General features: G+C 72.7%; 24 protein-coding genes. 14 read left to right on the forward strand and 10 right to left on the reverse strand.

Annotated elements, in window-relative coordinates; all coding sequences use genetic code 11:
• Position 1: 1 nt before the first annotated feature.
• From Asi02nite_RS14330 to Asi02nite_RS14340, 3 genes are all read left to right on the forward strand, one after another.
• On the forward strand, positions 2 to 1363 hold the full coding sequence (locus Asi02nite_RS14330; RefSeq protein WP_203713238.1) for a serine/threonine-protein kinase: 1362 nt from the start codon (positions 2 to 4) through the stop codon (positions 1361 to 1363).
• An 85-nt stretch (positions 1364 to 1448) separates the two neighbouring features.
• Positions 1449 to 1814 carry an Imm1 family immunity protein gene (locus Asi02nite_RS14335; protein WP_203713240.1) on the forward strand — a complete coding sequence of 122 codons (366 nt, stop codon included), beginning with the start codon at positions 1449 to 1451 and terminating at the stop codon, positions 1812 to 1814.
• A gap of 156 nt (positions 1815 to 1970) precedes the next feature.
• The gene (locus Asi02nite_RS14340) at positions 1971 to 2390 is read left to right on the forward strand and encodes a pyridoxamine 5'-phosphate oxidase family protein (RefSeq protein ID WP_203713242.1); all 420 of its coding nucleotides are present in this window, start codon (positions 1971 to 1973) and stop codon (positions 2388 to 2390) included.
• A gap of 11 nt (positions 2391 to 2401) precedes the next feature.
• On the opposite strand, the gene Asi02nite_RS14345 is transcribed toward Asi02nite_RS14340, so the two are convergent.
• Positions 2402 to 3214, reverse strand: a complete 813-nt coding sequence (locus tag Asi02nite_RS14345) for an SAM-dependent methyltransferase (protein ID WP_203713244.1) — start codon at positions 3212 to 3214, stop codon at positions 2402 to 2404.
• A gap of 122 nt (positions 3215 to 3336) precedes the next feature.
• Between Asi02nite_RS14345 and Asi02nite_RS14350 the strand changes: the two genes are divergently transcribed.
• Positions 3337 to 3645, forward strand: coding sequence for a hypothetical protein (locus tag Asi02nite_RS14350; protein ID WP_203713246.1), 309 nt, complete (start codon positions 3337 to 3339; stop codon positions 3643 to 3645).
• A 6-nt stretch (positions 3646 to 3651) separates the two neighbouring features.
• Here the strand turns inward: Asi02nite_RS14350 and Asi02nite_RS14355 are convergent, their stop codons facing one another.
• Positions 3652 to 4146 carry a TspO/MBR family protein gene (locus Asi02nite_RS14355; protein ID WP_203713247.1) on the reverse strand — a complete coding sequence of 165 codons (495 nt, stop codon included), beginning with the start codon at positions 4144 to 4146 and terminating at the stop codon, positions 3652 to 3654.
• A 110-nt stretch (positions 4147 to 4256) separates the two neighbouring features.
• On the opposite strand from Asi02nite_RS14355, the gene Asi02nite_RS14360 reads away from it, so the two are divergent.
• From Asi02nite_RS14360 to Asi02nite_RS14370, 3 genes are all read left to right on the forward strand, one after another.
• Complete coding sequence (locus Asi02nite_RS14360; RefSeq protein ID WP_203713248.1) at positions 4257 to 5228, forward strand: hypothetical protein; 972 nt, start codon at positions 4257 to 4259, stop codon at positions 5226 to 5228.
• An 86-nt stretch (positions 5229 to 5314) separates the two neighbouring features.
• The gene (locus Asi02nite_RS14365) at positions 5315 to 6109 is read left to right on the forward strand and encodes an aminoglycoside phosphotransferase family protein (protein ID WP_203713249.1); all 795 of its coding nucleotides are present in this window, start codon (positions 5315 to 5317) and stop codon (positions 6107 to 6109) included.
• 75 nt (positions 6110 to 6184) lie between these two features.
• A complete protein-coding gene (locus tag Asi02nite_RS14370) occupies positions 6185 to 6718 on the forward strand; it encodes a hypothetical protein (RefSeq protein WP_203713250.1) in 534 nt (177 codons plus the stop codon).
• An 8-nt stretch (positions 6719 to 6726) separates the two neighbouring features.
• Here Asi02nite_RS14370 and Asi02nite_RS14375 read toward each other — a convergent pair whose 3' ends face one another.
• The gene (locus tag Asi02nite_RS14375; protein WP_239126714.1) at positions 6727 to 7278 is read right to left on the reverse strand and encodes a TetR/AcrR family transcriptional regulator; all 552 of its coding nucleotides are present in this window, start codon (positions 7276 to 7278) and stop codon (positions 6727 to 6729) included.
• A gap of 71 nt (positions 7279 to 7349) precedes the next feature.
• Between Asi02nite_RS14375 and Asi02nite_RS14380 the strand changes: the two genes are divergently transcribed.
• Genes Asi02nite_RS14380 through Asi02nite_RS14390 form a run of 3 tightly spaced genes read left to right on the forward strand, consistent with a single transcriptional unit; the run spans position 7350 to position 10082 of the window.
• A complete protein-coding gene (locus tag Asi02nite_RS14380; RefSeq protein ID WP_203713253.1) occupies positions 7350 to 8336 on the forward strand; it encodes an alpha/beta hydrolase in 987 nt (328 codons plus the stop codon).
• A 39-nt stretch (positions 8337 to 8375) separates the two neighbouring features.
• Positions 8376 to 9167, forward strand: a complete 792-nt coding sequence (locus Asi02nite_RS14385; protein WP_203713254.1) for an SAM-dependent methyltransferase — start codon at positions 8376 to 8378, stop codon at positions 9165 to 9167.
• 51 nt (positions 9168 to 9218) lie between these two features.
• Entirely contained in the window at positions 9219 to 10082 is an 864-nt protein-coding gene (locus tag Asi02nite_RS14390; protein ID WP_203713256.1) for a YwqG family protein, read from the forward strand.
• Positions 10083 to 10135: 53 nt separating this feature from the next.
• On the opposite strand, the gene Asi02nite_RS14395 is transcribed toward Asi02nite_RS14390, so the two are convergent.
• Positions 10136 to 10957, reverse strand: coding sequence for an alpha/beta fold hydrolase (locus Asi02nite_RS14395; protein ID WP_203713258.1), 822 nt, complete (start codon positions 10955 to 10957; stop codon positions 10136 to 10138).
• A gap of 129 nt (positions 10958 to 11086) precedes the next feature.
• Between Asi02nite_RS14395 and Asi02nite_RS14400 the strand changes: the two genes are divergently transcribed.
• Positions 11087 to 13879, forward strand: coding sequence for a helix-turn-helix transcriptional regulator (locus Asi02nite_RS14400; RefSeq protein ID WP_203713260.1), 2793 nt, complete (start codon positions 11087 to 11089; stop codon positions 13877 to 13879).
• On the opposite strand, the gene panD is transcribed toward Asi02nite_RS14400, so the two are convergent.
• Positions 13843 to 14259, reverse strand: a complete 417-nt coding sequence (gene panD / locus Asi02nite_RS14405) for an aspartate 1-decarboxylase (protein ID WP_203713262.1) — start codon at positions 14257 to 14259, stop codon at positions 13843 to 13845. The genes Asi02nite_RS14400 and panD overlap by 37 nt on opposite strands.
• Before the next feature lie 282 nt (positions 14260 to 14541).
• Here panD and Asi02nite_RS14410 point away from each other — a divergent pair, with 282 nt between their 5' ends.
• Positions 14542 to 15738, forward strand: coding sequence for an MFS transporter (locus tag Asi02nite_RS14410; RefSeq protein ID WP_203713264.1), 1197 nt, complete (start codon positions 14542 to 14544; stop codon positions 15736 to 15738).
• A gap of 166 nt (positions 15739 to 15904) precedes the next feature.
• Here Asi02nite_RS14410 and Asi02nite_RS14415 read toward each other — a convergent pair whose 3' ends face one another.
• Positions 15905 to 16729 (reverse strand): NAD-dependent epimerase/dehydratase family protein, encoded by an 825-nt coding sequence (locus tag Asi02nite_RS14415; protein WP_239126715.1) that lies wholly within the window; start codon positions 16727 to 16729, stop codon positions 15905 to 15907.
• Positions 16632 to 17525 (reverse strand): MIP/aquaporin family protein, encoded by an 894-nt coding sequence (locus tag Asi02nite_RS14420; RefSeq protein WP_203713266.1) that lies wholly within the window; start codon positions 17523 to 17525, stop codon positions 16632 to 16634. Before Asi02nite_RS14420 ends, Asi02nite_RS14415 begins: the two co-directional genes overlap by 98 nt.
• Before the next feature lie 88 nt (positions 17526 to 17613).
• Here Asi02nite_RS14420 and pdxR point away from each other — a divergent pair, with 88 nt between their 5' ends.
• Both pdxR and Asi02nite_RS14430 read left to right on the forward strand, forming a co-directional pair.
• Positions 17614 to 18996 carry a MocR-like pyridoxine biosynthesis transcription factor PdxR gene (gene pdxR / locus Asi02nite_RS14425; protein ID WP_203713268.1) on the forward strand — a complete coding sequence of 461 codons (1383 nt, stop codon included), beginning with the start codon at positions 17614 to 17616 and terminating at the stop codon, positions 18994 to 18996.
• 12 nt (positions 18997 to 19008) lie between these two features.
• Positions 19009 to 19545, forward strand: coding sequence for an LOG family protein (locus Asi02nite_RS14430; protein WP_203713269.1), 537 nt, complete (start codon positions 19009 to 19011; stop codon positions 19543 to 19545).
• On the opposite strand, the gene Asi02nite_RS14435 is transcribed toward Asi02nite_RS14430, so the two are convergent.
• The 3 genes from Asi02nite_RS14435 to Asi02nite_RS14445 form a co-directional block, all read right to left on the reverse strand.
• Positions 19530 to 19982, reverse strand: coding sequence for a hypothetical protein (locus Asi02nite_RS14435; protein WP_203713270.1), 453 nt, complete (start codon positions 19980 to 19982; stop codon positions 19530 to 19532). The genes Asi02nite_RS14430 and Asi02nite_RS14435 overlap by 16 nt on opposite strands.
• 89 nt (positions 19983 to 20071) lie before the next feature.
• On the reverse strand, positions 20072 to 20689 hold the full coding sequence (locus tag Asi02nite_RS14440) for a glyoxalase superfamily protein (protein WP_203713271.1): 618 nt from the start codon (positions 20687 to 20689) through the stop codon (positions 20072 to 20074).
• A gap of 294 nt (positions 20690 to 20983) precedes the next feature.
• Positions 20984 to 21412 carry a DUF7878 domain-containing protein gene (locus tag Asi02nite_RS14445; protein WP_203713272.1) on the reverse strand — a complete coding sequence of 143 codons (429 nt, stop codon included), beginning with the start codon at positions 21410 to 21412 and terminating at the stop codon, positions 20984 to 20986.
• Positions 21413 to 21415 lie beyond the last annotated feature (3 nt).

The following is a 21415-nucleotide window of genomic DNA, read 5'->3' on the forward strand; positions in this document are numbered from 1 at the left end:
CATGTTCGAATCCGGGCTGCTCGTCGACGACCGTTACCGCCTCGAGGCGCCGATCGCCAGTGGTGGGATGGGGCAGGTGTGGCGGGCCACCGACACCGTGCTCGGGCGCACCGTGGCGGTCAAGCTGCTGCACCGGTTCGTCGACGAGACCGCGCGGGCGCGGTTCCGGGACGAGGCGCGGGCGATGGCGGCCCTGGGGCATCCGGGCGTCGCCGGCGTGTACGACTACGGCGAGACCGCGGGCGCGGACGCGTACATCGTGATGGCCTGTGTCGAGGGCCGGCCGCTGTCGCAGCGGATCGCGGAGGCCGGTCGCCTCGGCGCCGCCGAGACCGCGTCCGTGGTCGCACAGGCCGCCCGCGCGCTGCAGGCCGTACACGATGCCGGTGTCGTCCATCGCGACGTCAAACCCGGCAACCTGATCGTCGAACCCGGCGGTGCCGTCGTGCTCATCGACTTCGGTGTCGCGGTGACCGCCGGCGCGCCCGGTCACACCGGGATCCACGAGGTGGTCGGCACGGCGCTCTACATGGCGCCCGAGCAGGTCACCAAGCAGGACCTGACACCCGCGACCGACGTGTACGCGCTGGGCGCGGTCGCGTACCACTGCCTGGCCGGTCGGCCGCCGTTCGAGTCCGGCAGCGCCGTCGACGTCGCGCTGTCCCATCTGCGGGACGAGCCGGACCCGCTGCCGGACGACGTGCCGGCGGGGCTGGCGCACGTGGTCGAGACCGCGATGGCCAAGGATCCGGCGCGCCGGTATCCGACGGCCGCGGCGCTGGCCGAGGCGGTCGAGAACAACACGACGGTGGAGACGGCGCCCGTGGTAGCGGCGGCGGTGCCGGCTGAGGTGCCGCCGGTCGAGGCGCCGCCGGTCGAGACGCCGCCGGTCGAGACGCCGCCGGTCGAGGAGCGTCCGGCGCCCGGGCGCAGGGTCCGGCACGCGGTCGGCGCGCTGGCCCTCGGCGTGGCCACGCTCGTGGCGAGCCTCGCGCTCGCCGACCCGACCGGCGGCACCACGCCGACCACGGACCGGCCCGCACCGCCGGCGTCCACCGGCGGCACCCGCCCGGCGGCGACCGGGACGGATGCCGGCGGCGCCGAGCCGAGCACCACCGGCGACAGCCCCACGGCCACTCCCGCGCCGACCGGCGCGCCCGTCGACGTGGGCGGGCCCGACCCGACACCCCCCTCGGCCCCGACCGGCGACCCCACGCCGGCGCCGGACCAGGGCCAGGACCAGGAGCAGGAGCCGGACGACGAGCCCGACCCCGAACCGAGCGCGACCAGCGAACCGACCACCGAACCGGACGAACCGGAAACGCCCACCGAACCCGTCGAGCCGTCCGGCGAGCCGCGGTGACGGGAGGCGCGCGCCCGACGCTTCTCCGTTCGTGGTGGACGACTACGAGCCAGATCCAACCGGCAAATCCCTCACCAGGCCGCAAATGGAGTACGACGTCAACGAGGCGGGCCAACGGCAACTGATCGTCGTGCAGTCGCCCACCCTGGACGACGTCGTGTCGGCGCTCGACGCGCTCGATCGCGCGTCCCGTACGACGCTGACGCTCATCGACGGCAGCGGCGCCTACCTCAGCGTCGGCGGTGGTGACGGGCTCTACCACGTCTACCTGGGCGCGTTCGACCACGACGACCGGGTGATCCTCCAGTCGGCGGGCACCGGGGAGTTGGAGCACGACGGCCACCGCTACTCCGCCCCCGACGTGGTCGACCGCGACACGGCGCGGGCGGCACTGTCCGAGTTCCACCGCACGGGCCGGCCCGACCTCGGCCTGGCCTGGCGCGCCGGCTGACCCGACCGCGTTTCCGAGAATTTCCCGGCACCGCCGCAACCGGCGGGTCGGGTCGGGCCTCGAGGCCACGCCGTTGACGTTCGTCGTCCGCGGCACCGCCCGGAATACCGTCGGGTGAGCCCTGTCGTCCCGCCGCCCCCGCGCGAAGGAGTCGCCATGTTCCGCGAAGAGGATCTCGCCCTGCTCGCCCGGCCGCTCTACGCCTTCCTCACCGTCGCACCGCGCGGCGGCCGCTGGCCCGCGCCGCGGCCCGTCTGGTTCGAGGTGACCGGGGACGGCGACCTGCAGATGTTCTCGCTGCCGGACGCGCCGAAGCTCGACCGGCTCCGCGAGCAGCCGCGGGCGTCGGTCGTCGTCGCGGCGCCGCCCGGCGAGCCGGAGCACTGGGTGGCGGTCGAGGGCCCGGTCACGCTGCACGAGGACGGCGGCGCCGATCTGGCGGTGCGGCTGGCCGGACGGTACTGGGACCTCAGCGCCCCGGACCCCGAGCACGAGCGGCTGATCGAGGAGTATCGCGCCGGCGACCTGGTGCGCATCGTGCTGCACGCGGAGAAGGTGAACCGCTTCTCCGCGTGACGCCGTGCGGGTCAGGACAGCCGGGCGACGCCACCCAGGCAGGCGCTGCGGCTCGGGTTGTCGACGAAGTCGGTCGGGTCGTCGGCGTCGGGGTGCCACTGCGGCACCCACACCAGGCCCGGCTCGATCAGGTCGAGGCCATCGAAGTAGCGCAGGACCTCCGTACGCGTGCGGGGTTTGAGCTGGGTCGCGGTGTCCCGCTTGTAGAGGTCCTTGGCGTCCTCGAGCTGGGCCGCCCGCTCGGGCATGCCTTCGACGGAGCCGTGCGAGAGCACGAGGTAGCTGCCGGACGGGAGACCTGCGAGCAGCGTGCGCACGACATCGGCGGCCAGGTCGTCCTCGGGCACGAAGTGCAGCACCGCGCAGAGCAGCAGCGCGATCGGCTGGTCGAAGTCGAGCAGCTCGCGGACCTGCCGGTGGTCGAGAATCGATTGTGCATCGCGGGCGTCGGCCCGGATCGCGGTCGCGTTGTCGTTGCCGCGCAGCAGGTCCAGGCTCTCGGAGACGGCGACGGGGTCGATGTCGACGTAGACGACCCGGGCGTTCTTGTCGACCGACTGGGCCACCTCGTGGACGTTGCCCTCGGTGGGGATGCCGGAGCCGAGGTCGAGGAACTGGGTGACGCCGAGGTTGGCGACGTGCCGCACCGCCCGGCGCAGAAACGCCCGGTTGTTGCGGGCACCGGCCGGCGCCATCGGGAACATCTCGATCATCTTCTCGCCGGCGGCCCGGTCGGCGGGAAAATTGTAGGTGCCGCCGAGCAGGTAGTCGTAGATCCGCGCCGCGGTAGCCTGCTTCGACGCACGATCGTCAGCGACGTCCACGTGCCACCTCCGGTCTGTCCCGATCCGTCGGCGTCCACTATGCACTACGGCTGCACAAACCGCTGCCCCGAGCCCGACCCTTCCACTCCACCGACAGTGACGGCCGTTGATACCCTCCGTGTATGCGGCGACGATGGCGGGAGATGTCGGACGAGGAGCGCCGGCAGGCGGTCGACGACGCCCGCGTCGAGGTGTGGCAGCTCCAGTGGGAGGCCCACCGGAACTTCCGCTCGGCCACCGCCAACGCGTGCATGTTCTTCGGTCTGATCGCCGCCTTCAACGTTTTCTCCGGCGGGGCCGACGTCCCCGCGTACCTCCTCATGATCGTGGGTGGTTTGCTCGGCGCGGCCAGCTACGTCGTCAAGGACTGGCGCGTGGTCGCGATCGCCGTGGCTCTCGTCGCCGGTGGCATCGTCTGGGTGCTGCTGTGACGGGCCTCAGTTGAGCTGCCAGACCGCGAGGTTGAGGGCGCCGGCGAAGGTGACCCAGGCGAGGTAGGGCAGCAGGAGCGCGGCGGCGGGCCGGTGCACGCGCCGGAAGAGCACGACGGTCGCGACGATGGCGGCCCAGAGCAGCACGATGTCGGCGAACGCCAGGCCGTACCGCCCAGCCCCGAAGAACAGCGGCGTCCAGATCGCGTTGAGCACGAGCTGGACGGTCCAGGCCCAGAGCGGGAGCGTGAAGCCGACGCGCCGCCACACCAGCCATCCGGCGACCGCGATCGTGGCATAGAGGACGGTCCACACCGGACCGAACAGCCACGACGGGGGTGCCCAGGCCGGTTGCCGCAGGGCGCCGTACTCCTCCGCCGTGCCGCTGACACCGAGACCACCGATCCCCGCGGCGACGGCGGTGGCCACCACGAACCCCGCCAACACCCACCACTGCCGGCCACCGTGCGCGTTCCGCGTCGACACCGAAAACGTCGTCATGCCGGGTCAACTGCCCGGTCAGCCCGATTTCATGCCGATCGACGCAACCATCGACACGTCCGCCTCCGACGGGGAGACTGGCGAAACCAGCGGACCCCCCGGAGGCGTCGATGGACCTGCGCCGGATGCGTACCCTCCTCTGTGCTCTCGTCCTGGCCGTCGTGGGCGGGCTGGTCGTGGGCCCGCCGGCCGCCGCCGGGCAGCGCTGCGTCCGCACGCCCGCTGAATACCTGGCCGCCTGGCAGGCGCGGGAGGTGCGGTGCGTCGCGCCGACGCTGTTCGGCACCACGCACGGCCGAGGTGACCCGTTCCTCTACCCCGAGGGTTTCGCGTACGCGTGGGCCGGTGGCAGCGTCAACCTCGAGGCCTATCTGAGGCTGCGGCACCGGTACGGCGACGAGCCCGCGAAGGTCGGCGTCGGGATCCTCTCGTACGTCGGCTATCCCGGTCTGGACGCCTGGTCCTACCCGACCGATCTCGCCGTCTACACCCTCCCGCGCGGCGTCCGGGCGACGGTGCCGACGTTCGCCGAGTGGTTCCGCCTCGTCGGGCACCGGATCGGCTTCCCGCGCGCGGCGTTGCGGGACCTCGAACGGGCGTACGCGCGGGTCGGGCGCGACGAGGACGTCGTCGACGCCTTCGAGGACGTGACGGGCTGCGACCGCGACGCGCTGCTGCGGGGCGCGTGGCCGTCCGCCGAGATCGGTTGCGGTGCCGCGTTCCTCGACGCGCTGGCGGCCGCCGGTCCGTCGCCCTACGAAGGCGCCGACTCCCGGCAGTGCTTCGCCAACGTCGCCGAGGGCTACCAGGGGCCGCGCGACGCGGCCGCCCTGCGGGCCGTGCTGTACCAGTGCCAGGACGCCGGCTTCCTCAACACCGGCGTCGGCCGTGGCTACAACACGTACGCGAACCCGTTCGTCTGCGCGCCGGCGGCCGAGCAGTCGGTGCGGCAGCGGCACACCGGGCGCGAGTTCATCCTGCCCAACGCGCGCCTCGACGACCTGCCGAGCCACGTCGACATCCCGCTGGACATCGGCGAGCCGGGCCGGCGCGCGTTCCTGCACGAAGGCTGGTGCGGTTGACAGCTACCCGCCGCTGACGCAGAGTCAGCCGGTGCGGGAAAGATGACCAGCCGCTGTCCGCCTGGGTCGAGGCGCGGCTGAGCGGCATGACGGTCCGGGCCGTGCGCTCCCTGCACGGCGGCGAGAGCCCATGGTGGATCGACCTCGCCGCGCCCGACGGGTCGCGCCGGGCCGTGGTCCTGCGGGCCCCTAGCAGCCGCATCACGCCCGACCAGATCGCGACGAACGCCGTGGCCCTGGTCGTCGCCGGAAGCCACGGTCTGCCGGCGCCGCGCCTGCTCGCGGCCGACCTCGAGGGCACGCCGGCCACGCTGGAGACGGTCGTGCCGGGGAGCAGCACCTGGCCCGCCGTACCCTCGATCGATCTGCTCCTGTCGGCCGGCGCCGCGATCGCGCGGGTCCACGCCGTCCCGCCGTCGCCGGGGCTCCCCTTCCGGCCGCGTCCGATCGCGGTCGACGACTTCGCCGGCGACCGCCGGGCGGGCCGCCTGCCGACGACGCCGCTGCTCCGGTCGGCCGACGCGCGCATCCAGGCGATGCGGGCGCCGGACGGGCCGGTCGTGTTGGTGCACGGCGACGTCTGGCCGGGCAACACGCTGGTGCGCGGCGGCATCGTGCACGCCTTGATCGACTGGAAGACGGCCGGCGTCGGCAACCCGGGTGTCGACCTCGGCGAGCTGCGCAAACAGGTCGCGATCGGCTACGGCGACGCGGCGCCCGGACATGTGCTGGCGGGTTGGGAGCGGGCCGGCGGCCGACCGGCCGAGGACGTCCCATACTGGGACGCCGTGGCCGCGCTCAACACACCCACCGTGTTGTACAGTCCCACGGCCACGCTCCGCCGGGACGCGTTCCTGCGCCGTGCGATCGCGGAGTGCTGAGTCGTGGAGCCGACGCAGGCGTGGCGACCGCCGCGGTGGTGCCTACCGTGGCGGGCACCTACGAGGGAGGACGCCATGCGACCGACCAAGCTCGCCGCGCTCGTCACGGTTGCCGCGCTCGCCGGCTGCTCCAGCGGTTCGCCGACCGCCGTCCCACCGACCGCCTCGACGCCCGCGGCGAGCCCGGTCGCCGGCTGCGAGTTCCACCGCTTCGAGGACGCGGCCGCGGTCCTCAACGCGCCGATGAACCCGACACCGCGCACCGACGACGTCGAGCCGGGGGCGAAGGACACCCGCTTCCTGTCCTGTGTGTACTGGACGGCCGACGACACCCGCTACGCGAACATCGGCCACCGGGAGGCGCTGACCCCGGCGGGCGCCGCCGACAACCAGGCGCAGTTCACCAATCAACGCCCGGCGGACGCGGTCGACATCCCGGGTCTCGGCACGGCGGCCTACTGGGACACCCCGAACGGCCAGATCCTGGTCCTGGTGGGCGAGGACCTGCTGTTGGTCTCGACGGGCGTGAAGAACGCGCCGAGCACGTCCCGCGGCAAGGACGAGACGGCCAAGCTCGCCACCCTGGTCGTCCAACACCTCGGCAGCTGACCCGCCCGTCAGCGGAGTACGCGCAGGACCATGTCGACCAGGGCCTCGACGTCGTCGTCGGCCATCGGGGCGCCGGTCATGCCCATCCGGTGCAGCAGTGTGCCGACGATGATGTCGATGAACAGCAGCACCCGTTGTGACGGCAGGTCCAGCGCCTCCTTGAGCGCCAGCCGGTACGGCTCTTGGAAGCGCGTCGCCAGGATCTCGCGCAGCGCCGGGTCGCTGATCGCGTCGGTGAACACGCCCGCGAAGGCCGCGCCCACGCCCGGCTCGCCGATCTTCGCCGCGCCCCAGCGGATCGCGGAGGCCAGGATCTCCTCCCGGCTGCTCCCCCGCAGCGGCACCGGCCCGAACGCGTCCAGCAGGCAGGCGGCGATCAACGCGCCCTTCGACGGCCACCGCCGGTAGAGCGTCGTCTTCGCCACCCCCGCCGCGGCGGCGATCCGGTCCACGGTCGCGTGCGTGTAGCCCAGGTCGTCGATCGTCCGCAGCGTCGCCGCGAACACGGTCGCGTCCAGGCTGGCCCGCGGCCGCCCCGGGGATCTCGTCGCTTGCGCCATGGTCACACCCTATCCAATTGTGCTACCTTCGGTATCGATACCTCCAGTAGCGAAACCTAGAGGAGGAGCACATGACCCCCACCGCCGGTACGCGACAGCCACCACTGGCCATCCGCCTCCTGCACGCGGTCCGCAAGGAGCCCGACTGGCTGGCCATGCCCGCCGAGGACCTGAACGCCTTCCGCGACGCCGAGAACCGCCGTCGCTCGTCCCCGCTGATGCGCGTGGTCACGGGTTTCCCGAACCGCGGCACCACGATCGCCTGGCAGGACCTGCGCCTGTCCGACCGCACGCTGCGCGTCCGCGTCTACCGGCCGTCTCCGGCCCGCGCCGGCACGGCCGCGCTCCCGCTCGTGCTGCACGTGCACGGCGGCGGGTTCGTCGGCACCGCCGTCCAGAGCGACTGGATCAACAGCCACCTCGCCGGCCGCCTGTCCGCGGTCGTCGTCTCGGTCGAGCACCGGCTCGTCGCGGCGGGCATGCCGCTGTCGGCGGCCGTCGACGACGGCTGGGACGTGCTGCGCGAGGTGGTGGGCGACGCCGGACGCTGGGGCGTCGATCCCGCGCGGGTCGCGGTCTTCGGCGAGAGCGCCGGCGCCGTGGTCACGGCCCTGGCCGCCGTACGCGCCCGCGAGTCCGAACTGGACATCCGCGCGCAGGTGCTGGTCAACCCCTGCGTCGACCTTACGGACACGGCGCTGGACTACCCGTCGATGAGCCAGCACGGCGCCAGCCCGACCCTCACCGTCGCGCAGATGGAGCTGTTCCGCCGCCTGGCCGCGCCCGAGGGCACCGATCCGCGTACGGTGTCACCGCTCTACGCCGACGACCTCAGTGGACTCCCGCCGGCCCTCGTCGTGATCCCGATCCTCGACCCGCTCGCCGACCACGGCCGCGTGTTCGCGCGACGCCTCCAGGAGGCCGGCACACCCGCGACCGTCACCGAGCATCCCGGCGCCGGTCACGCCTTCCTCAGCATGCCGGGCATGCTTCCCGCGCAGGCCAAGGCCGCCCGCGCGGCGATCGCCGATTTCCTCGGCGACCGGCTGGTCCGCTGACGGCTACGATCGGGCCCAGCCGAGCATAGGAGTGGGTGTATGACCATTTCGGATTCCGACCTCGAGGCGCAGCTCCAGACGGACATCCCGCACGCCGCCCGCATCTGGAACTACTGGATGGGTGGGGTCGACAACTACCCCGCCGACCGCGCGGCCGGCGACGCCGTCGCCGGCGTCTATCCGGAGATCCGGCTCATGGCCAGCCAGTCCCGGCAGTTCCTCGCCCGCGTGGTGCGGTTTCTGGCCGCCGAGCGGGGCGTCCGCCAGTTCCTGGACATCGGCACCGGCCTGCCCACCATGCAGAACACCCACCAGATCGCGCAGGATATCGCGCCCGAGACGCGCATCGTCTACGTCGACAAGGACCCGCTGGTGCTCGTGCACGCCCGGGCCCTGCTGGGCGAGGCCGGCTCCGACGGCCAGGTCACCTACCTGCAGGCCGACTACTACGAGCCCGAGAAGATCCTGGCCGCGGCGGCCGAGACCCTCGACCTCAGCCAGCCGGTCGCGGTGATGTTCATGGGCGTCATGGGCTACGAGCCCGACATCGCCGTCGTCCGGTCCCTCGTCGACCGGGTCGTCTCCGCGACCGCACCCGGCAGCTACCTGGTCTTCTGGGACAGCGTCGACAACCCGACCGCCGTCGCGGGCGCGGAGCGGCTCGTCGAGAGCGGCGGTGCGGCCTACCACCTGCGCCCGGTGGACGACCTCGCCTCCGTCTTCGCCGGGCTCGACCTCGTCGAGCCGGGCCTGGTGCGGATCACCGAATGGCACGCGGAGGGCGAGATCGAAGACACCGACGCGTACGGCGGGGTCGCGCGCAAACCGTAGGTGTCGCACGGGGAGCGTCGCACGCCGGCGCTCCCCGTACCATCGTGCGCCATGACCCGCACCACGCCGCCGCGCCCGGTCGACATCGCCGCGCTCTTCCCGGAGCTACGCGACCACACGACCACCGCGACGCGCCTGCACCCGCGCCCCGGCCGACCGACGGTCGCCGACAGCTCGGTCGGCGGGCCGCTGCTCTGGCCGGCCGACGAACCCTGGCCGGTGTGCCACGCCGCCGACCACGCGACCTTCGACCTCGGCACACCCATACCGTCCGCCGCACGCGACCTGATGCGCCAACCGATCCCGTACGTCCCGGTGGCGCAGCTCTACCGCCGCGACGTCCCCGACTTCGCCGGCCCCGACGGCGCCGACCTGCTGCAGCTGTTGTGGTGCCCGCTTCCCCACGAGGACGAGGACTACAACCCGCGCGTAGGCCTCTACTGGCGAAGCAGTCCCGACGTCACGACGACGCTCGACAGCGTCCCAGAGCCGCCGGTGGCGCACGACGAATACCTACCGGTGCCCTGTGTGGTGCATCCGGAGCAGGTGCGCGAGTACCAGTACGGCGGCCTGCTGCCCGACGACCTCGACGCGCGCATCACCGCGTGGGACGACGACGACCGCTACGACTTCGAGCTGTCGCTGGCGCCGGGCTGGAAGGTGGGCGGCTTCGCCAACTGGTCGCTGTCGGACCCGGAGCCGATGGACTGCGCCGACTGCGGCACCGCGATGACGTTGCTGTTGACCGTCGACTGCGGTGAGTGGTCGACGGAGGGCGAGAGCTGGCGGCCGATCGAGGACCCACCCGGCACGTCGGCCAACCCCGCGGACGTCGTCATCGGCCGCGGCTACGCGCTGCAGATCTTCCGCTGCCCCGCGTCCTTCGACCATCCACCCGCGACCGCCATGCAGTGAGCCGCCTGGCGACCGGGGGCGCGCGGACCGCGCGCCCCGGTCATCCATCGCCCCTACCGGCGCAGGAACGCCAGCAGATCCTCGTTCACCCGGTCCTGCATCGTGGCCGTGAGCCCGTGCGGGGCCCCCGGGTAGTAGATCTCCTCCGCCCCCGGGATCAGCCGCGCCGTGCGCCGGGCCGAGTCCTTGACCGGCACGATCTGGTCGTCCTCACCGTGCATGACCAGCGTCGGCACGTCGATCCTCGGCAACTCGTCCGTGAAGTCGGTCTCGGAGAAGGCCTTGATGCTGTCGTACGCGTTGATCAGGCCGGACTGCATGCTCCAGAGCCAGAACTGGTCCAGGATCCCCTGCGACACGTCGGCCCCGTCGCGGTTGGCGCCGTAGAACTGGACCGCCAGGTCGCGGTAGAACTGGGACCGGTCGTTGACCAGCGATCTCCGCAGTCCGTCGAACACCTCGCGCGGCAACCCCTCCGGGTTGGTCTCCGACTGCAGCATCACCGGCGGCACCGCGGACATCAGCACCGCCTTGGCGACCCGCCCCGTGCCGTGTCGCGTCAGGTAGCGCGCGACCTCGCCGCCGCCGGTGGAGTGGCCGACCGTCGTGACGCCGTCGAGGTCGAGCGCCTCGATGACGGCCGCGAGGTCGTCGGCGTAGCCGTCCATGTCGTTGCCCCAGGCGACCTGGCTCGACCGGCCGTGGCCGCGCCGGTCGTGCGCGACGACGCGGAAGCCGTTGCGGACGAGGAAGTGCATCTGCCCGTCCCAGGCGTCGGCGTTCAGCGGCCAGCCGTGCGAGAACGTCACGGCGGGGCCCTCGCCCCAGTCCTTGTAGTAGATCTCGACCCCGTCCTTGGTGGTGACGGTGCTCATGGTCGTCTCCTTCGGTCGGGCGCCCGCTTCGCGAGCGCGGCGTTGCACCAACCCTCGTGCGGCCGCGCGCCCGTCGCCCCCGTAGAAACCCCCGGGGTGCCGCAGCCCCGGGGCGTACACTGGGCTCAAATGCCCCAAATCGCCCAAACCCTGCTCGGCCGAGCCACCGAGCGCGCTGCCCTCGACCGGCTGTTGACCGATGCGCGCCAGGGGCGAAGCGGCACGCTCGTCCTGCGCGGCGAGGCCGGCGTGGGCAAGACCGCGCTGCTCGACTACGCCGCCGACCGCGCGGCCGGCTCGGTGGTGCTCCGCGCCGACGGCACCGAGTCCGAAATGGAGCTTCCGTTCGCGGGCCTGCACCAGCTATGCGCGCAACTGCTCGACCGCCTGGATCGGCTGCCGGCACCGCAGCGCGATGCGCTGGGCGTCGCCTTCGGCCTGTCCACGGGTCGCCCGCCCGACCGGTTCCTCGTCGGCCTGGCCGTGCTGACCCTGCTGGCCGGCGGTGTCGCCCGCCGACCGGTGCTCGCCCTCGTCGACGACGCGCAGTGGCTCGACCGGTCGTCGGTGTGGACACTGGCCTTCGTGGCCCGCCGGCTGCGGGCCGAGGGCGTCGCCCTGGTCGTCGCCGAACGGGCCGGGGCCGACGACAGCGACCTGACCGGCCTGCCCGCCCTGACGGTGTCGGGACTCGGCGAGCCGGACGCCCACGCGCTGCTGGCCACCGTGGTGCACGGCAAGCTCGACGCGCGGGTGCGGAACCGGATCGTCGCCGAGACGCAGGGCAACCCGCTCGCGCTGCGCGAGTTGCCGGGTCTGGACGGCGGCTTCCCGTCGCCGCCCGACCGGCCGATCGCCGGCCGGATCGAGCGCGGCTACGAGCGACGCTATGCGGCACTGCCGGAGCCGACGCGCCGGCTGCTGCTGACGGCGGCCGCCGAGCCGACCGGGGACGTCGCGCTGCTCTGGCGGGCCGCGGCGGCGCAGGAGATCCCGGACGACGCCGCCGCCGCGGCCGAATCGGCCGGTCTGGTCGACCTCGGGGCTCATGTCCGGTTCAGCCATCCCCTCGTCCGATCCGCGATCTACCAGGGCGCTTCGGCCGGTGACCGACGGGCCGCGCATCAGGCGCTCGCGGGCGCCACCGACGCCCGGGCGGACCCCGACAGGCGCGCCTGGCACCGGGCGCTGGCCGCCGCGCGACCCGACGAGCGGGTCGCCGGCGAGTTGGTGGACTCCGCCGACCGTGCCGAGGCCCGGGGTGGCGCCGCGGCCGCGGCCGCCCTGTTGGAGCGCGCGGTCGCACTCACGCCCGACCCGGGTCGCCGCGCGCTGCGGGCGCTGACCGCGGCACAGGCGAAATTCGACGCCGGCGGCGGCGACGCCGTGCACACCCTGCTCGCGACGGCGGAGGTCGGGCCGCTCGACGCCGTTGCCCGGGCCCGGCTCGAGCGCCTGCGGGTCCGGGTGACGTTCGCCGCCCGGCGGGGCGGTGACGCACCCGCTCGGCTCCTCGACGCCGCCAATCGCCTCGCACCGCTCGACCCGGACCTCGCCCGCGAGACCTTCTTGGAAGCGACCGGCGCGGCCGTCTACGCCGGCCGCCTCGGTCACGGTCCCGGCCCCCGCGAGACGAGCCTGGCCGCTCGGGCCGCGCCGGTCCGGCCCCACCCCGACCCGGCGACCGACGCCCTCCTCGACGGCCTCGCGACCCGGTTCACGGACGGCTACGCCCGCGGCGTGGAGCCGCTGCGCCGGGCGCTGCGGGCGTTCGGAACAGGCGCGGACGAGGCGCCGCTGCGCTGGCTCTGGCTCGTCTGTCCGGTGACGCCCGAGCCGCTCGCCGCGGAGATCTGGGACGACGACATGTGGCACGACCTGTCGACCCGGGCGGTCGACCTGGCCCGGGACAGCGGCGCGCTCACCGTGCTCCCGATGGCGTTGAGCTACCGGGCCTGCCTGCACATGCACGCGGGCGAGCTGGCCGAGGCGGCGCGGCTGATCGACGAGTCGACGACGGTCTCGGCGGCGATCGGCAGCGCACCGCTGCGCTACACCGCGCTCGTCCTGCTCGCCTGGCGCGGCCAGGAGGCGGAGGCGACGGCGGTCATCGAGGCCGGCGGGCGGGACGCGGTCGCCCGCGGTGAGGGGCGGGCGCTCGGCCTGGCCGACTACGCGACCGCGTTGCTGTGCAACGGCCTCGGCCGGTACGAGGAGGCGATGGACGCCGCCCACCGGGCATGCCGGTACGAGGATCTCGGGTTCTACGCCTGGGCGCTCGTCGAGCTGGTGGAGGCCGCGGTCCGGACCAGCCACCGGACGGCCGCGGAGACGGCGATGCGTGCCCTGGACGAGCGGACGCTGGCCAGCGGCACCGACTGGGCGCTCGGCGTGCGGGCCACCGCGGCCGCGCTGCTGAGCGAGGGTGGCACGGCCGAGGCCCACTACCGCGAGGCCGTCGACCGGCTGGGCCGTACCCGGGTCGCGCTGCACCTGGCCCGGGCCCACCTGCTGCGCGGCGAGTGGCTACGCCGCGAGAACCGCCGCCGGGACGCCCGCGCGGCGCTGGGGCAGGCGTTCGAGATGTTCGACCGGATGGGCGCCGAGGGGTTCGCGGAACGCGCCCGGCGCGAGCTGCTCGCGACCGGCGAGGTGGTCCGCAAGCGAACCACCGACACCGCCACCGATCTCACGCGACAGGAGATCCAGATCGCGGAGCTGGCCCGGGACGGCGCCACGAACCCGGAGATCGCGGCGCAGCTCTTCCTCAGCCCGCGCACCGTGGAGTGGCACCTGGGCAACGTCTACGCCAAGCTCGGCATCTCGTCCCGCCGTGACCTGCGTCGCGCGCTGCCCGCGAACCGCGTCGCGCGGCCGGTCGCCGGTCAGACGGCCAGCTGGTCGCCGGGGACGAGGCTGTAGCCGTCGGGCACCTCGGCCGGGTCGGCGCCGGTCGTGACGATCGCGTTGTGCTCGTCGACGAACACCACGTGCGGCGCGAGCTCGCGGGCCTCGGCGTCCGGCACCCACGCGTACGCGACCAGGATGACCTTGTCTCCGGGGCTGATCAGCCGCGCGGCCGCGCCGTTGATGCCGATGACGCCGGAATCGCGCGGCCCCTCGATCACGTACGTCGTCAGGCGGTTGCCGTTGTCGATGTCGAGCACGTCGACCCGCTCGCCGGGCAGAAGGTCGGCGGCCTCCATCAGGTCGGCGCTGATCGTGACCGAGCCCACATAGTGCAGGTCGGCCTGGGTGACCGTAGCCCGGTGGATCTTGGACTTCATCATCGACCGGAACACGCGCGGACCTTTCCCGAGACTTGATCGACACAGGTACGAACACGCAATGCTGCGGCATCATTTCCGGGGACCGATCGTGGCGTACGGGCGCAGTGACATCTCCCACTGGCCGCCCCGGCCCGGTAGAGTGCTCAGCGTGATCTCCGCGGCCGCCTTCGCACGCTGGATCACTCCGCCGCTCCCGCTCTACGGCGACGACCACAAGCGCGGCGACTTCGCTCCCTGAGACGCGGGCCCACTCCCGCGTCCCTGCCCACCCTCGACATCGGGGAGCGATGTCCTATGTCCACTTCCACCCTCGCCACCGACGAACGCCCGCTCGGCATCGGGGCCGTCCTGCGCGCCCCGCGCGTACCCACGCTGCTCTCCGCCAACCAGGTCGGTCGCCTACCCCTGGCCGCCGGACCGCTGGCCCTGCTGCTCTTCGCCCGTGAGCACGTCAGCCTCGCGCTGGCCGGCCTGGTCGTCGCCGTCTACACCGCCGGCATGGCCGTCAGCTCGCCCGTGCTGGCCCGCGCCGTCGACCGCTGGCGCCAGCCGCCGGTGCTCTGGGGCTCGTCGACGCTGTCCGCGGTCGGCTTCCTGACCGTCGCGGCCGGCGGCGGGGACCTCGGGATCACGGTGGTCGGCGCGGCCCTGGCCGGCCTGGGTACGCCGCCGCTGGAGGCCTGCCTGCGGGCGCTGTGGCCGTCGCTGGTGCCGCCGCCCGCCGTCGCGTCCGCGTACACCCTGGATATCGCCCTGCAGGAAGTGATCTTCGTGGTCGGGCCGCTGGTGACGCTGAGCGCCGTCGCGATCGGGGGTCCGTCGGCGGGCCTGATCGCGGCGGCCGCCTGCCAACTCACCGGCGTCGCCGTCTTCGCGCTGTCGCGCCCGGTCCGGGTCTGGCGCGGCGTGCCGGCCAAGCGCCACTGGGCCGGCCCGCTGCGGGTGCCGCGGTTCGTGGTGCTGATCGCCGGCGTCGTCTGCGCGGGCGCGGCCGTGGGCAGCCTGCCGGTCGCCATCACCGGGTACGCGGAGGCGGCCGGCGACCGCGGCCTCAGCGGCTGGCTGCTCGCCGCCCAGGCCGTCGGCGCACTGGCCGGCGGGCTCGCCTGGACGCGGGTGCGGCCGGGCGGCACGGGTCGACTGCCGTTGCTGATGCTCTGTTTCACGGTCGGCTACCTGCCGCTGCTGATCCTGCCCGGGGTCGGCGCGATGGTGGTGCTGGTGGCGATCAGCGGGGTCGCACTGCCGCCGGTGCTGACCGCGGTCTTCCTCACCACCGACCGGCTGGCGCCGACCGGCACCGTGGTCGAGGCGTTCGCCTGGATCGTGACCGCCTTCACCGTCGGCAGCGCCAGCGGCGCGGCGCTGGCCGGTCCGCTGGCGGCGAGCAGCCCACGGGCGGCGTTCGTCCTGGCCCCGGTCGTGGGCCTGGTCGGGGTGGGCGCGATGTCAGTGGTTCACCGGCTCACCGTGCGACCGCGAGCCGCCTGACCGTCGCGGGTGGCGGAGGCGGGCCTCCGCCACCCGTTCGTCAACTCCGGAACGCCTCACTCACCGCGTAGGTGCCCGGCCGTCCCGTCCTGTTCGGCCAGTCGGTCCAGGAACTCGTCCAGCACGTCGACGGTCGAGTTCGTCACGATGGTGGTCCGTTTCCCGTTCAGGCGTCGGCCATCTGGCTGGCGAAGCCGGTCCGCCAGGTCGCGTACGACGGCTGCCAGCCGCGCGAGCGGGCCAGGTCGTTGGACACGCCGCGCGCCCAGGGCACGTGGCCGGACGCGGCCTTCGGCGGGGCCACACCGAGCGCCTCCGCCAGGACAGGCACCCACTCGCGGCCCTCGGCCGGGTCGTCGTCTGCGACGTTCACCGGGCCGGCCGGCCAGTCGAGGGCGGCGATGGCGGCGCGAGCGGCGTCGGCCACGTGCAGGAAGGACGTCACCGACGAGTCCGGCACGACGTAGCCGATGAAGCGGGCGTTCGCGTCGCCCGCGAGCGCGGCGGTCGCGGCCCCGCCGGGTGCGTACCAGGTGCCGGGGCCGTACAGGATGCCGTAGCGCAGCAGCACCGCGGTGTTCATCTCGGACGCCGCGGACTCCAGGGCCTGCACGCCGGCAACCAGCGCGCCGCGGGCCGCCGGCGCCGTGACGTCCAGCGGGGTGGTCTCGTCGGCCGGCTTCTCCCCCGGCTCGTAGGCGAATCCGACCGACTGGGCGACGATCCGCGTCGCGCCGGCCGCGCGGGCCGCCGCCACGAGGTTGCGGGTCCCCTCCCGGCGCAGCCGGTCGGTGGCCGCGCCGTCCGCGTCGGCCAGGTCGGTGAGCTGGTGGATCACGGCGTCGGGCCGGGTGTCCCGCAGGGCGGCCAGCAGGCCGTCCCGGTCGAGGACGTCAGCCTGGACGGCCGACGCTCCCTGCCGCCGCACGCGGTCGGCCCCCGTGGCCGACCGGGACAGCCCGGTCACCTGATGACCCGCTTCCAGCAACATGGGTACGAGTAGCCGTCCGACCACTCCGGTGGCGCCGGCGATGACGATATTCACTGGTCTCACTCCTCTGTGTTCGGTTGCGCTTCGGCCCGCTCGGCAGCAGGTGGTAGAGCCAGGCGCCGAGCGCCGAGCCCAGGATCTGGGCGATCAGATAGACCCAGAGGTCCGTGCTTCGTCCGGCGAACACCGCCGGGCCGAGCTGCCGGGCCGGGTTGATCGAGCCGCCGCTGAGCGGGCCCAGAATCGCGATCACCAGGCCGACGGACAGTCCGATCGCGTACGGCACGAGCCGCATGTGTCCACCGTGGACGAGTAGTCCGACGACGAAGATGACGGCGGCCATCCCGACGACCTCGGCCGCGAAAACGGTGTCGGCCGACCAGGTCGGCGCGGGCCTGATGGCGCCGTGGTCGACCAGCGGGAAGGAGACCGCGTTTCCCCACGCGAGCCAGGCCAGCCCCGCCCCCGCGACCGATCCGGCCAGTTGGGCCAGCGCGTACGGCAGCACCTTCCGTCGCGGGAACGCGTTCATCAGCCAGAGAGCGACGGTGACAGCGGGATTCATGTGGCCCCCGGTGCGCCGGCCCAACGGGGTCAGGATCAACCCGGTGAGCACCGCCCCGCTGACCGCGCCGATGACGACCAGCGCGAGGTTCAGGTCGGGGATGAAGGCGGGGGAACCGGGGTCGCGCAGCCACCGGACAACCGTCACGGCGATGAACAGCAGGACGGTCGTCAGGGCGAACTCGCCCGCCGCCCCGGAACGGGCGATCCTGCGGAAGAACGCGGTTTTCACGATGCCTCCTCAGGGTTCTCGGTTCGTCGGCCGGGCGTGACGCGGTCAACGCTATGGCCGTGGTGGCACCGAGGTATGGTCCATTTCCATGGGGGATTCGTGGGCCACTTCGGGCTCCGACCTGCATCTCGAGCTGGGCGGGCCCCGGTTGCGCGCGGGGCTGGCGGAGGCGCTGCGCGACGCGATGCGCACGGGGCGACTGGTGCCCGGCTCCCGACTGCCGTCGTCGCGGTCTCTCGCCGTCGACCTCGGTGTCGCGCGCAACACCGTCGCCAACGCGTACGCGGAGCTGATCGCCGAGGGTTGGTTGACCGCGCAGCAGGGCTCGGGAACGCGGGTGGCCCAGCGGACCAAACCGCGCCGGGCCGGACCCACCGCGTCGCGGCCGCAGCACCGGGCCGCGTACAGCCTCCTGACCGGCTCCCCCAACCTGGCGCAGTTCCCCCGCAGGGAGTGGCTGGCGGCGGCCCGGCGGGCGATCACCGCTGCCCCGCACGAGGCGTTCGCCCTCGGCGACGCGCGGGGCCGGGTGGAGCTGCGCACCGCCCTCGCGGACTATCTGGCGCGCGCCCGCGGGGTCTACGCCGACCCGGACCGGATCGTGATCTGCTCCGGCTACCACCACGCGCTGGGGCTGATCGCCCAGGTGCTCAAGGGGCGGCGGGTGCGGGCGGTGGCGGTCGAGTCGTACGGTCTCGACGTCTATCGCGAGCAACTCGAGAAGGGCGGGCTGCGTACGCCACCGCTCGAGGTGGACGCGGACGGCGCGCGCGTCGCGGATCTGGCCGATCTGCCCGGTGTCGGCGCGGTGCTGATCACCCCGGCGCACCAGTTCCCGACCGGGGTCGCACTGCCGCCCGCGCGGCGGGCTGCGGTGCTCGACTGGGCCCGGTCGACGGGCGGGCTGGTCCTGGAGGACGACTACGACGGCGAGTTCCGCTACGACCGCGCCGCGGTAGGGGCCTTGCAGAGCCTCGACCCGGACCGGATCGTCTACTTCGGAACGGTCAGCAAGTCGCTCGCGCCCGGCATGCGGCTGGCCTGGATGGTGCTGCCCGCCAGCCTCGTGCCCGAGGTCGTCGCGGCGAAGGGCTACCTCGACTGGCTGTCCAGCTCGCTGGAGCAGTTGACGCTCGCGGAGTTCATCGCGTCGGGTTCCTACGACCGGCACGTCCGCGCGATGCGGCTGCGGTACCGGCGCCGGCGCGACCAGTTGGTGGCGGCGCTCGCCCCGGGTTTCCGCGTGAGCGGCCTGGCCGCCGGCCTGCAGGCGGTCGTCGACCTGCCGCCCGGCACCGAACAGTCGGTCATCGCGGCCGCGGCGGCCCAGGGCCTGGAGATCAGCGGGATCTCGGAGTTCCGGTACGGCTCGTTCCCGCCGGAGAAGGACGCGCTGGTGATCAACTATTCGGCGCCGCTGGACACGGAGTGGGCTGGCGCACTCGAAACCCTCTGCCGGGTCCTGGCGTAGTTGAATAGCCACGTGCAGATCTGCGTCTTCCTCTCCGCCGCCGACCTCGACGACCGGTACACCGCGCCGGCGCGCGAGTTCGCCAAGCTCATCGGTGCGGGCGGCCACACCCTGGTCTGGGGCGGATCCGAGACGGGCCTGATGAAGGTCGTGGCGGACGGCGTACGCGCGTCCGGCGGCCGGCTCGTCGGGGTCTCGGTCGAGTTCATGCGGTCGGTGGCCCGGGCGGACGCCGACGAGCTGGTCATCGCGCCCGACCTGGCCACCCGCAAGGCTCTCCTGCTGGCCCGCGTCGACGCGATCGTGGTGCTGCCCGGTGGCCTCGGCACGCTGGACGAGGTGACCGAGATCCTCGAGCTGCGCAAGCACGGCCTGCACGCGAAGCCGGTGGTGCTGCTGAACATCGCGGGCTTCTACGACGGCCTTTCGCTGCAACTGCGCCGGATGGACGGGGAGGGCTTCCTCCCCGTACCCCTGGACGATCTGCTCTTCGTCGCTCCTGACGGTGCCGCCGCGCTGGCCTATCTGGAAGGTCAGTGCTCGTCGTAGTGCCCGCTGTGGGCGGCGTGCCGGTGGTCCGCGTGGATGTAGTCGACGTGGTCACCGTGGTCGACCGCCGGATGGCCACACCCGTCGCCGTGGATGTGGGTGTGTGACTCGGCCTCGACGTGGTCGTTGACCGAGCATTCCTCGTAGTGGTCGCCGTGCTTGCTGTGCGCGTGCCCGTCGTGGAGATAGTCGACGTGCCCGTCGTGCCGCAGGGCGACGTGCCCGCACCCGTCACCGTGCTGATGCTGATGGTTCTCGGACCGCGGATGGTCGGGCGCCTGGCACTCGTCATAGTGCCCGTCGTGCGAGTGATGCCGGTGTCCATCATGGAGATAGTCGATGTGGCCGATGTGCTCGAAGGCCTCGTGCCCACAGTCGATGCCGTGGATGTGCGCGTGCGTGTCGACGTGCGCGCGGTGCTCGGTGTCGATCGACATGGCCGCACCCCCTTTGTCCGCTTCGATTCTCCCACCACCGGCGGCCCGGACCGGCCGGGTTGCGCCGGCCCGAACCACCCAGACGGTCGTTAACGCCCCACCCAGCACGGCATCGCGGCACGCTGGTCGACGTCGAGCGGCTCACTGAGTTGCAGGCGATTACCGAAGGGGTCGGTGAGGTCGAGGATGCGATAGCCCCAGAACATGGTTTCGACCTCTGGTACGCCTCCGCGGCGGTTGCTCAACTCTTCTCGGACGGCGTCGACGTCGCCGATGTGGATCGTCACGTTGCCGCCGCCGCCGGGCTCCTCGGACAGCCGGAGGGTCGTCTCGCCCCGGATGACCTGCCCGAAGAACGGCCCGCCGGCGGGCCCACCCGCGGGGCCCCCGAAGTCGAGCGCGAACCCGAGGAAGTCGCAGTAGTAGTTGAGGGCCCTCTTCTCGTCGCCGATGGCGAGCACCGGGATCGTGGTGCTGGTGGCCCGCCGCGGGTCGCCGATGTCGAGCCCGTCGACCAGAAACCGCGGCACGATCCTGCCGCGCCCTTCCTTCTCGATCCGCGCGGCGAGGACGTTCCAGTTGTCGAACCCGAACTCCCTGGCCACGATCTCGAGACACTCACTGTGGGTGAGCTCGACACCCTTACCCGCGCGCATCTCGGTGCGGAGCGCTTTGGCCATCTCCTTGGCCTCACGAAATGTACGCATCCCTGATCCTCCACGTCCTGGCGAACCAAGAGACCAGCGCTTGCGTTACTGCGTCGTTCGCCGATGGACAGACCAGAGGCGCCGAACATCGATGCATTCACCAAACCCTGACGGGCGCAAGCGGCCGGCTGCATCGGGGCGCGTCCAGATTAACGAGGCAGATCCCGATCACGCAACGCCTTGTCGGGCCTGCCGCCATTAACACGTTGATGGCTGCCCGTGCCGGGATCCGCCCATCACGGATCCCGGCACGAGGACGCGCTCGGGGGTCAGCAGGTCCGCGTCGGCGGGAGGTCAGCCGGGGCCGAGAGACGGCGGAATCAGCCAGGCTCCCACACCCAGCCGTTCCAGATCTCGGCGCAGGTCGCCAGCAAAGCGACGCACGATTTGCTCGACTTCCTCCCAACCCATCGGATCACTTAAGACTTCAGGTGAAAAGGCGGAAGTCACCGACCAGCCGCCCGAGGTGTGCAAGATGCGAACCACACCCGTTTCTTGGAAGGTAAGTGAAACAAACTCGAATGCATTTCGCTCTTCATAAGATGGTGATTGAATCCAGGAAACCAACTCGCGCGCCAGTTCGACAACCGGAAAGGCTCTCTCCGCGTAAATAACCCGCTCCCCGTCAGCGATCTCCAAGTCCGCCTCGAGGTTGACCAAGAGCTCCGATGAGCTGTCACCTTGCAGCTCATCCGCATTCAGGTTCCCGTAGCGAAACTCCATACC

The sequence above is a fragment of the Asanoa siamensis genome (genome assembly GCF_016862555.1).
In the GTDB taxonomy this organism is placed as follows: Bacteria; Actinomycetota; Actinomycetes; order Mycobacteriales; family Micromonosporaceae; genus Asanoa; species Asanoa siamensis.

What these genes read in the sequence shown, in the direction of transcription:
- Asi02nite_RS14330 (WP_203713238.1), top strand. Translation starts at nt 2, where the DNA reads ATGTTCGAATCCGGGCTGCTCGTCGACGACCGTTACCGCCTCGAGGCG.
- Asi02nite_RS14335 (WP_203713240.1), top strand. Translation starts at nt 1,449, where the DNA reads ATGGAGTACGACGTCAACGAGGCGGGCCAACGGCAACTGATCGTCGTG.
- Asi02nite_RS14340 (WP_203713242.1), top strand. Translation starts at nt 1,971, where the DNA reads ATGTTCCGCGAAGAGGATCTCGCCCTGCTCGCCCGGCCGCTCTACGCC.
- Asi02nite_RS14350 (WP_203713246.1), top strand. Translation starts at nt 3,337, where the DNA reads ATGCGGCGACGATGGCGGGAGATGTCGGACGAGGAGCGCCGGCAGGCG.
- Asi02nite_RS14355 (WP_203713247.1), bottom strand. Translation starts at nt 4,146, where the DNA reads ATGACGACGTTTTCGGTGTCGACGCGGAACGCGCACGGTGGCCGGCAG.
- Asi02nite_RS14360 (WP_203713248.1), top strand. Translation starts at nt 4,257, where the DNA reads ATGGACCTGCGCCGGATGCGTACCCTCCTCTGTGCTCTCGTCCTGGCC.
- Asi02nite_RS14365 (WP_203713249.1), top strand. Translation starts at nt 5,315, where the DNA reads ATGACGGTCCGGGCCGTGCGCTCCCTGCACGGCGGCGAGAGCCCATGG.
- Asi02nite_RS14370 (WP_203713250.1), top strand. Translation starts at nt 6,185, where the DNA reads ATGCGACCGACCAAGCTCGCCGCGCTCGTCACGGTTGCCGCGCTCGCC.
- Asi02nite_RS14375 (WP_239126714.1), bottom strand. Translation starts at nt 7,278, where the DNA reads ATGGCGCAAGCGACGAGATCCCCGGGGCGGCCGCGGGCCAGCCTGGAC.
- Asi02nite_RS14380 (WP_203713253.1), top strand. Translation starts at nt 7,350, where the DNA reads ATGACCCCCACCGCCGGTACGCGACAGCCACCACTGGCCATCCGCCTC.
- Asi02nite_RS14385 (WP_203713254.1), top strand. Translation starts at nt 8,376, where the DNA reads ATGACCATTTCGGATTCCGACCTCGAGGCGCAGCTCCAGACGGACATC.
- Asi02nite_RS14390 (WP_203713256.1), top strand. Translation starts at nt 9,219, where the DNA reads ATGACCCGCACCACGCCGCCGCGCCCGGTCGACATCGCCGCGCTCTTC.
- Asi02nite_RS14395 (WP_203713258.1), bottom strand. Translation starts at nt 10,957, where the DNA reads ATGAGCACCGTCACCACCAAGGACGGGGTCGAGATCTACTACAAGGAC.
- Asi02nite_RS14400 (WP_203713260.1), top strand. Translation starts at nt 11,087, where the DNA reads ATGCCCCAAATCGCCCAAACCCTGCTCGGCCGAGCCACCGAGCGCGCT.
- Asi02nite_RS14410 (WP_203713264.1), top strand. Translation starts at nt 14,542, where the DNA reads ATGTCCACTTCCACCCTCGCCACCGACGAACGCCCGCTCGGCATCGGG.
- Asi02nite_RS14415 (WP_239126715.1), bottom strand. Translation starts at nt 16,729, where the DNA reads ATGTTGCTGGAAGCGGGTCATCAGGTGACCGGGCTGTCCCGGTCGGCC.
- pdxR (WP_203713268.1), top strand. Translation starts at nt 17,614, where the DNA reads ATGGGGGATTCGTGGGCCACTTCGGGCTCCGACCTGCATCTCGAGCTG.
- Asi02nite_RS14435 (WP_203713270.1), bottom strand. Translation starts at nt 19,982, where the DNA reads ATGTCGATCGACACCGAGCACCGCGCGCACGTCGACACGCACGCGCAC.
- Asi02nite_RS14440 (WP_203713271.1), bottom strand. Translation starts at nt 20,689, where the DNA reads ATGCGTACATTTCGTGAGGCCAAGGAGATGGCCAAAGCGCTCCGCACC.
- Asi02nite_RS14445 (WP_203713272.1), bottom strand. Translation starts at nt 21,412, where the DNA reads ATGGAGTTTCGCTACGGGAACCTGAATGCGGATGAGCTGCAAGGTGAC.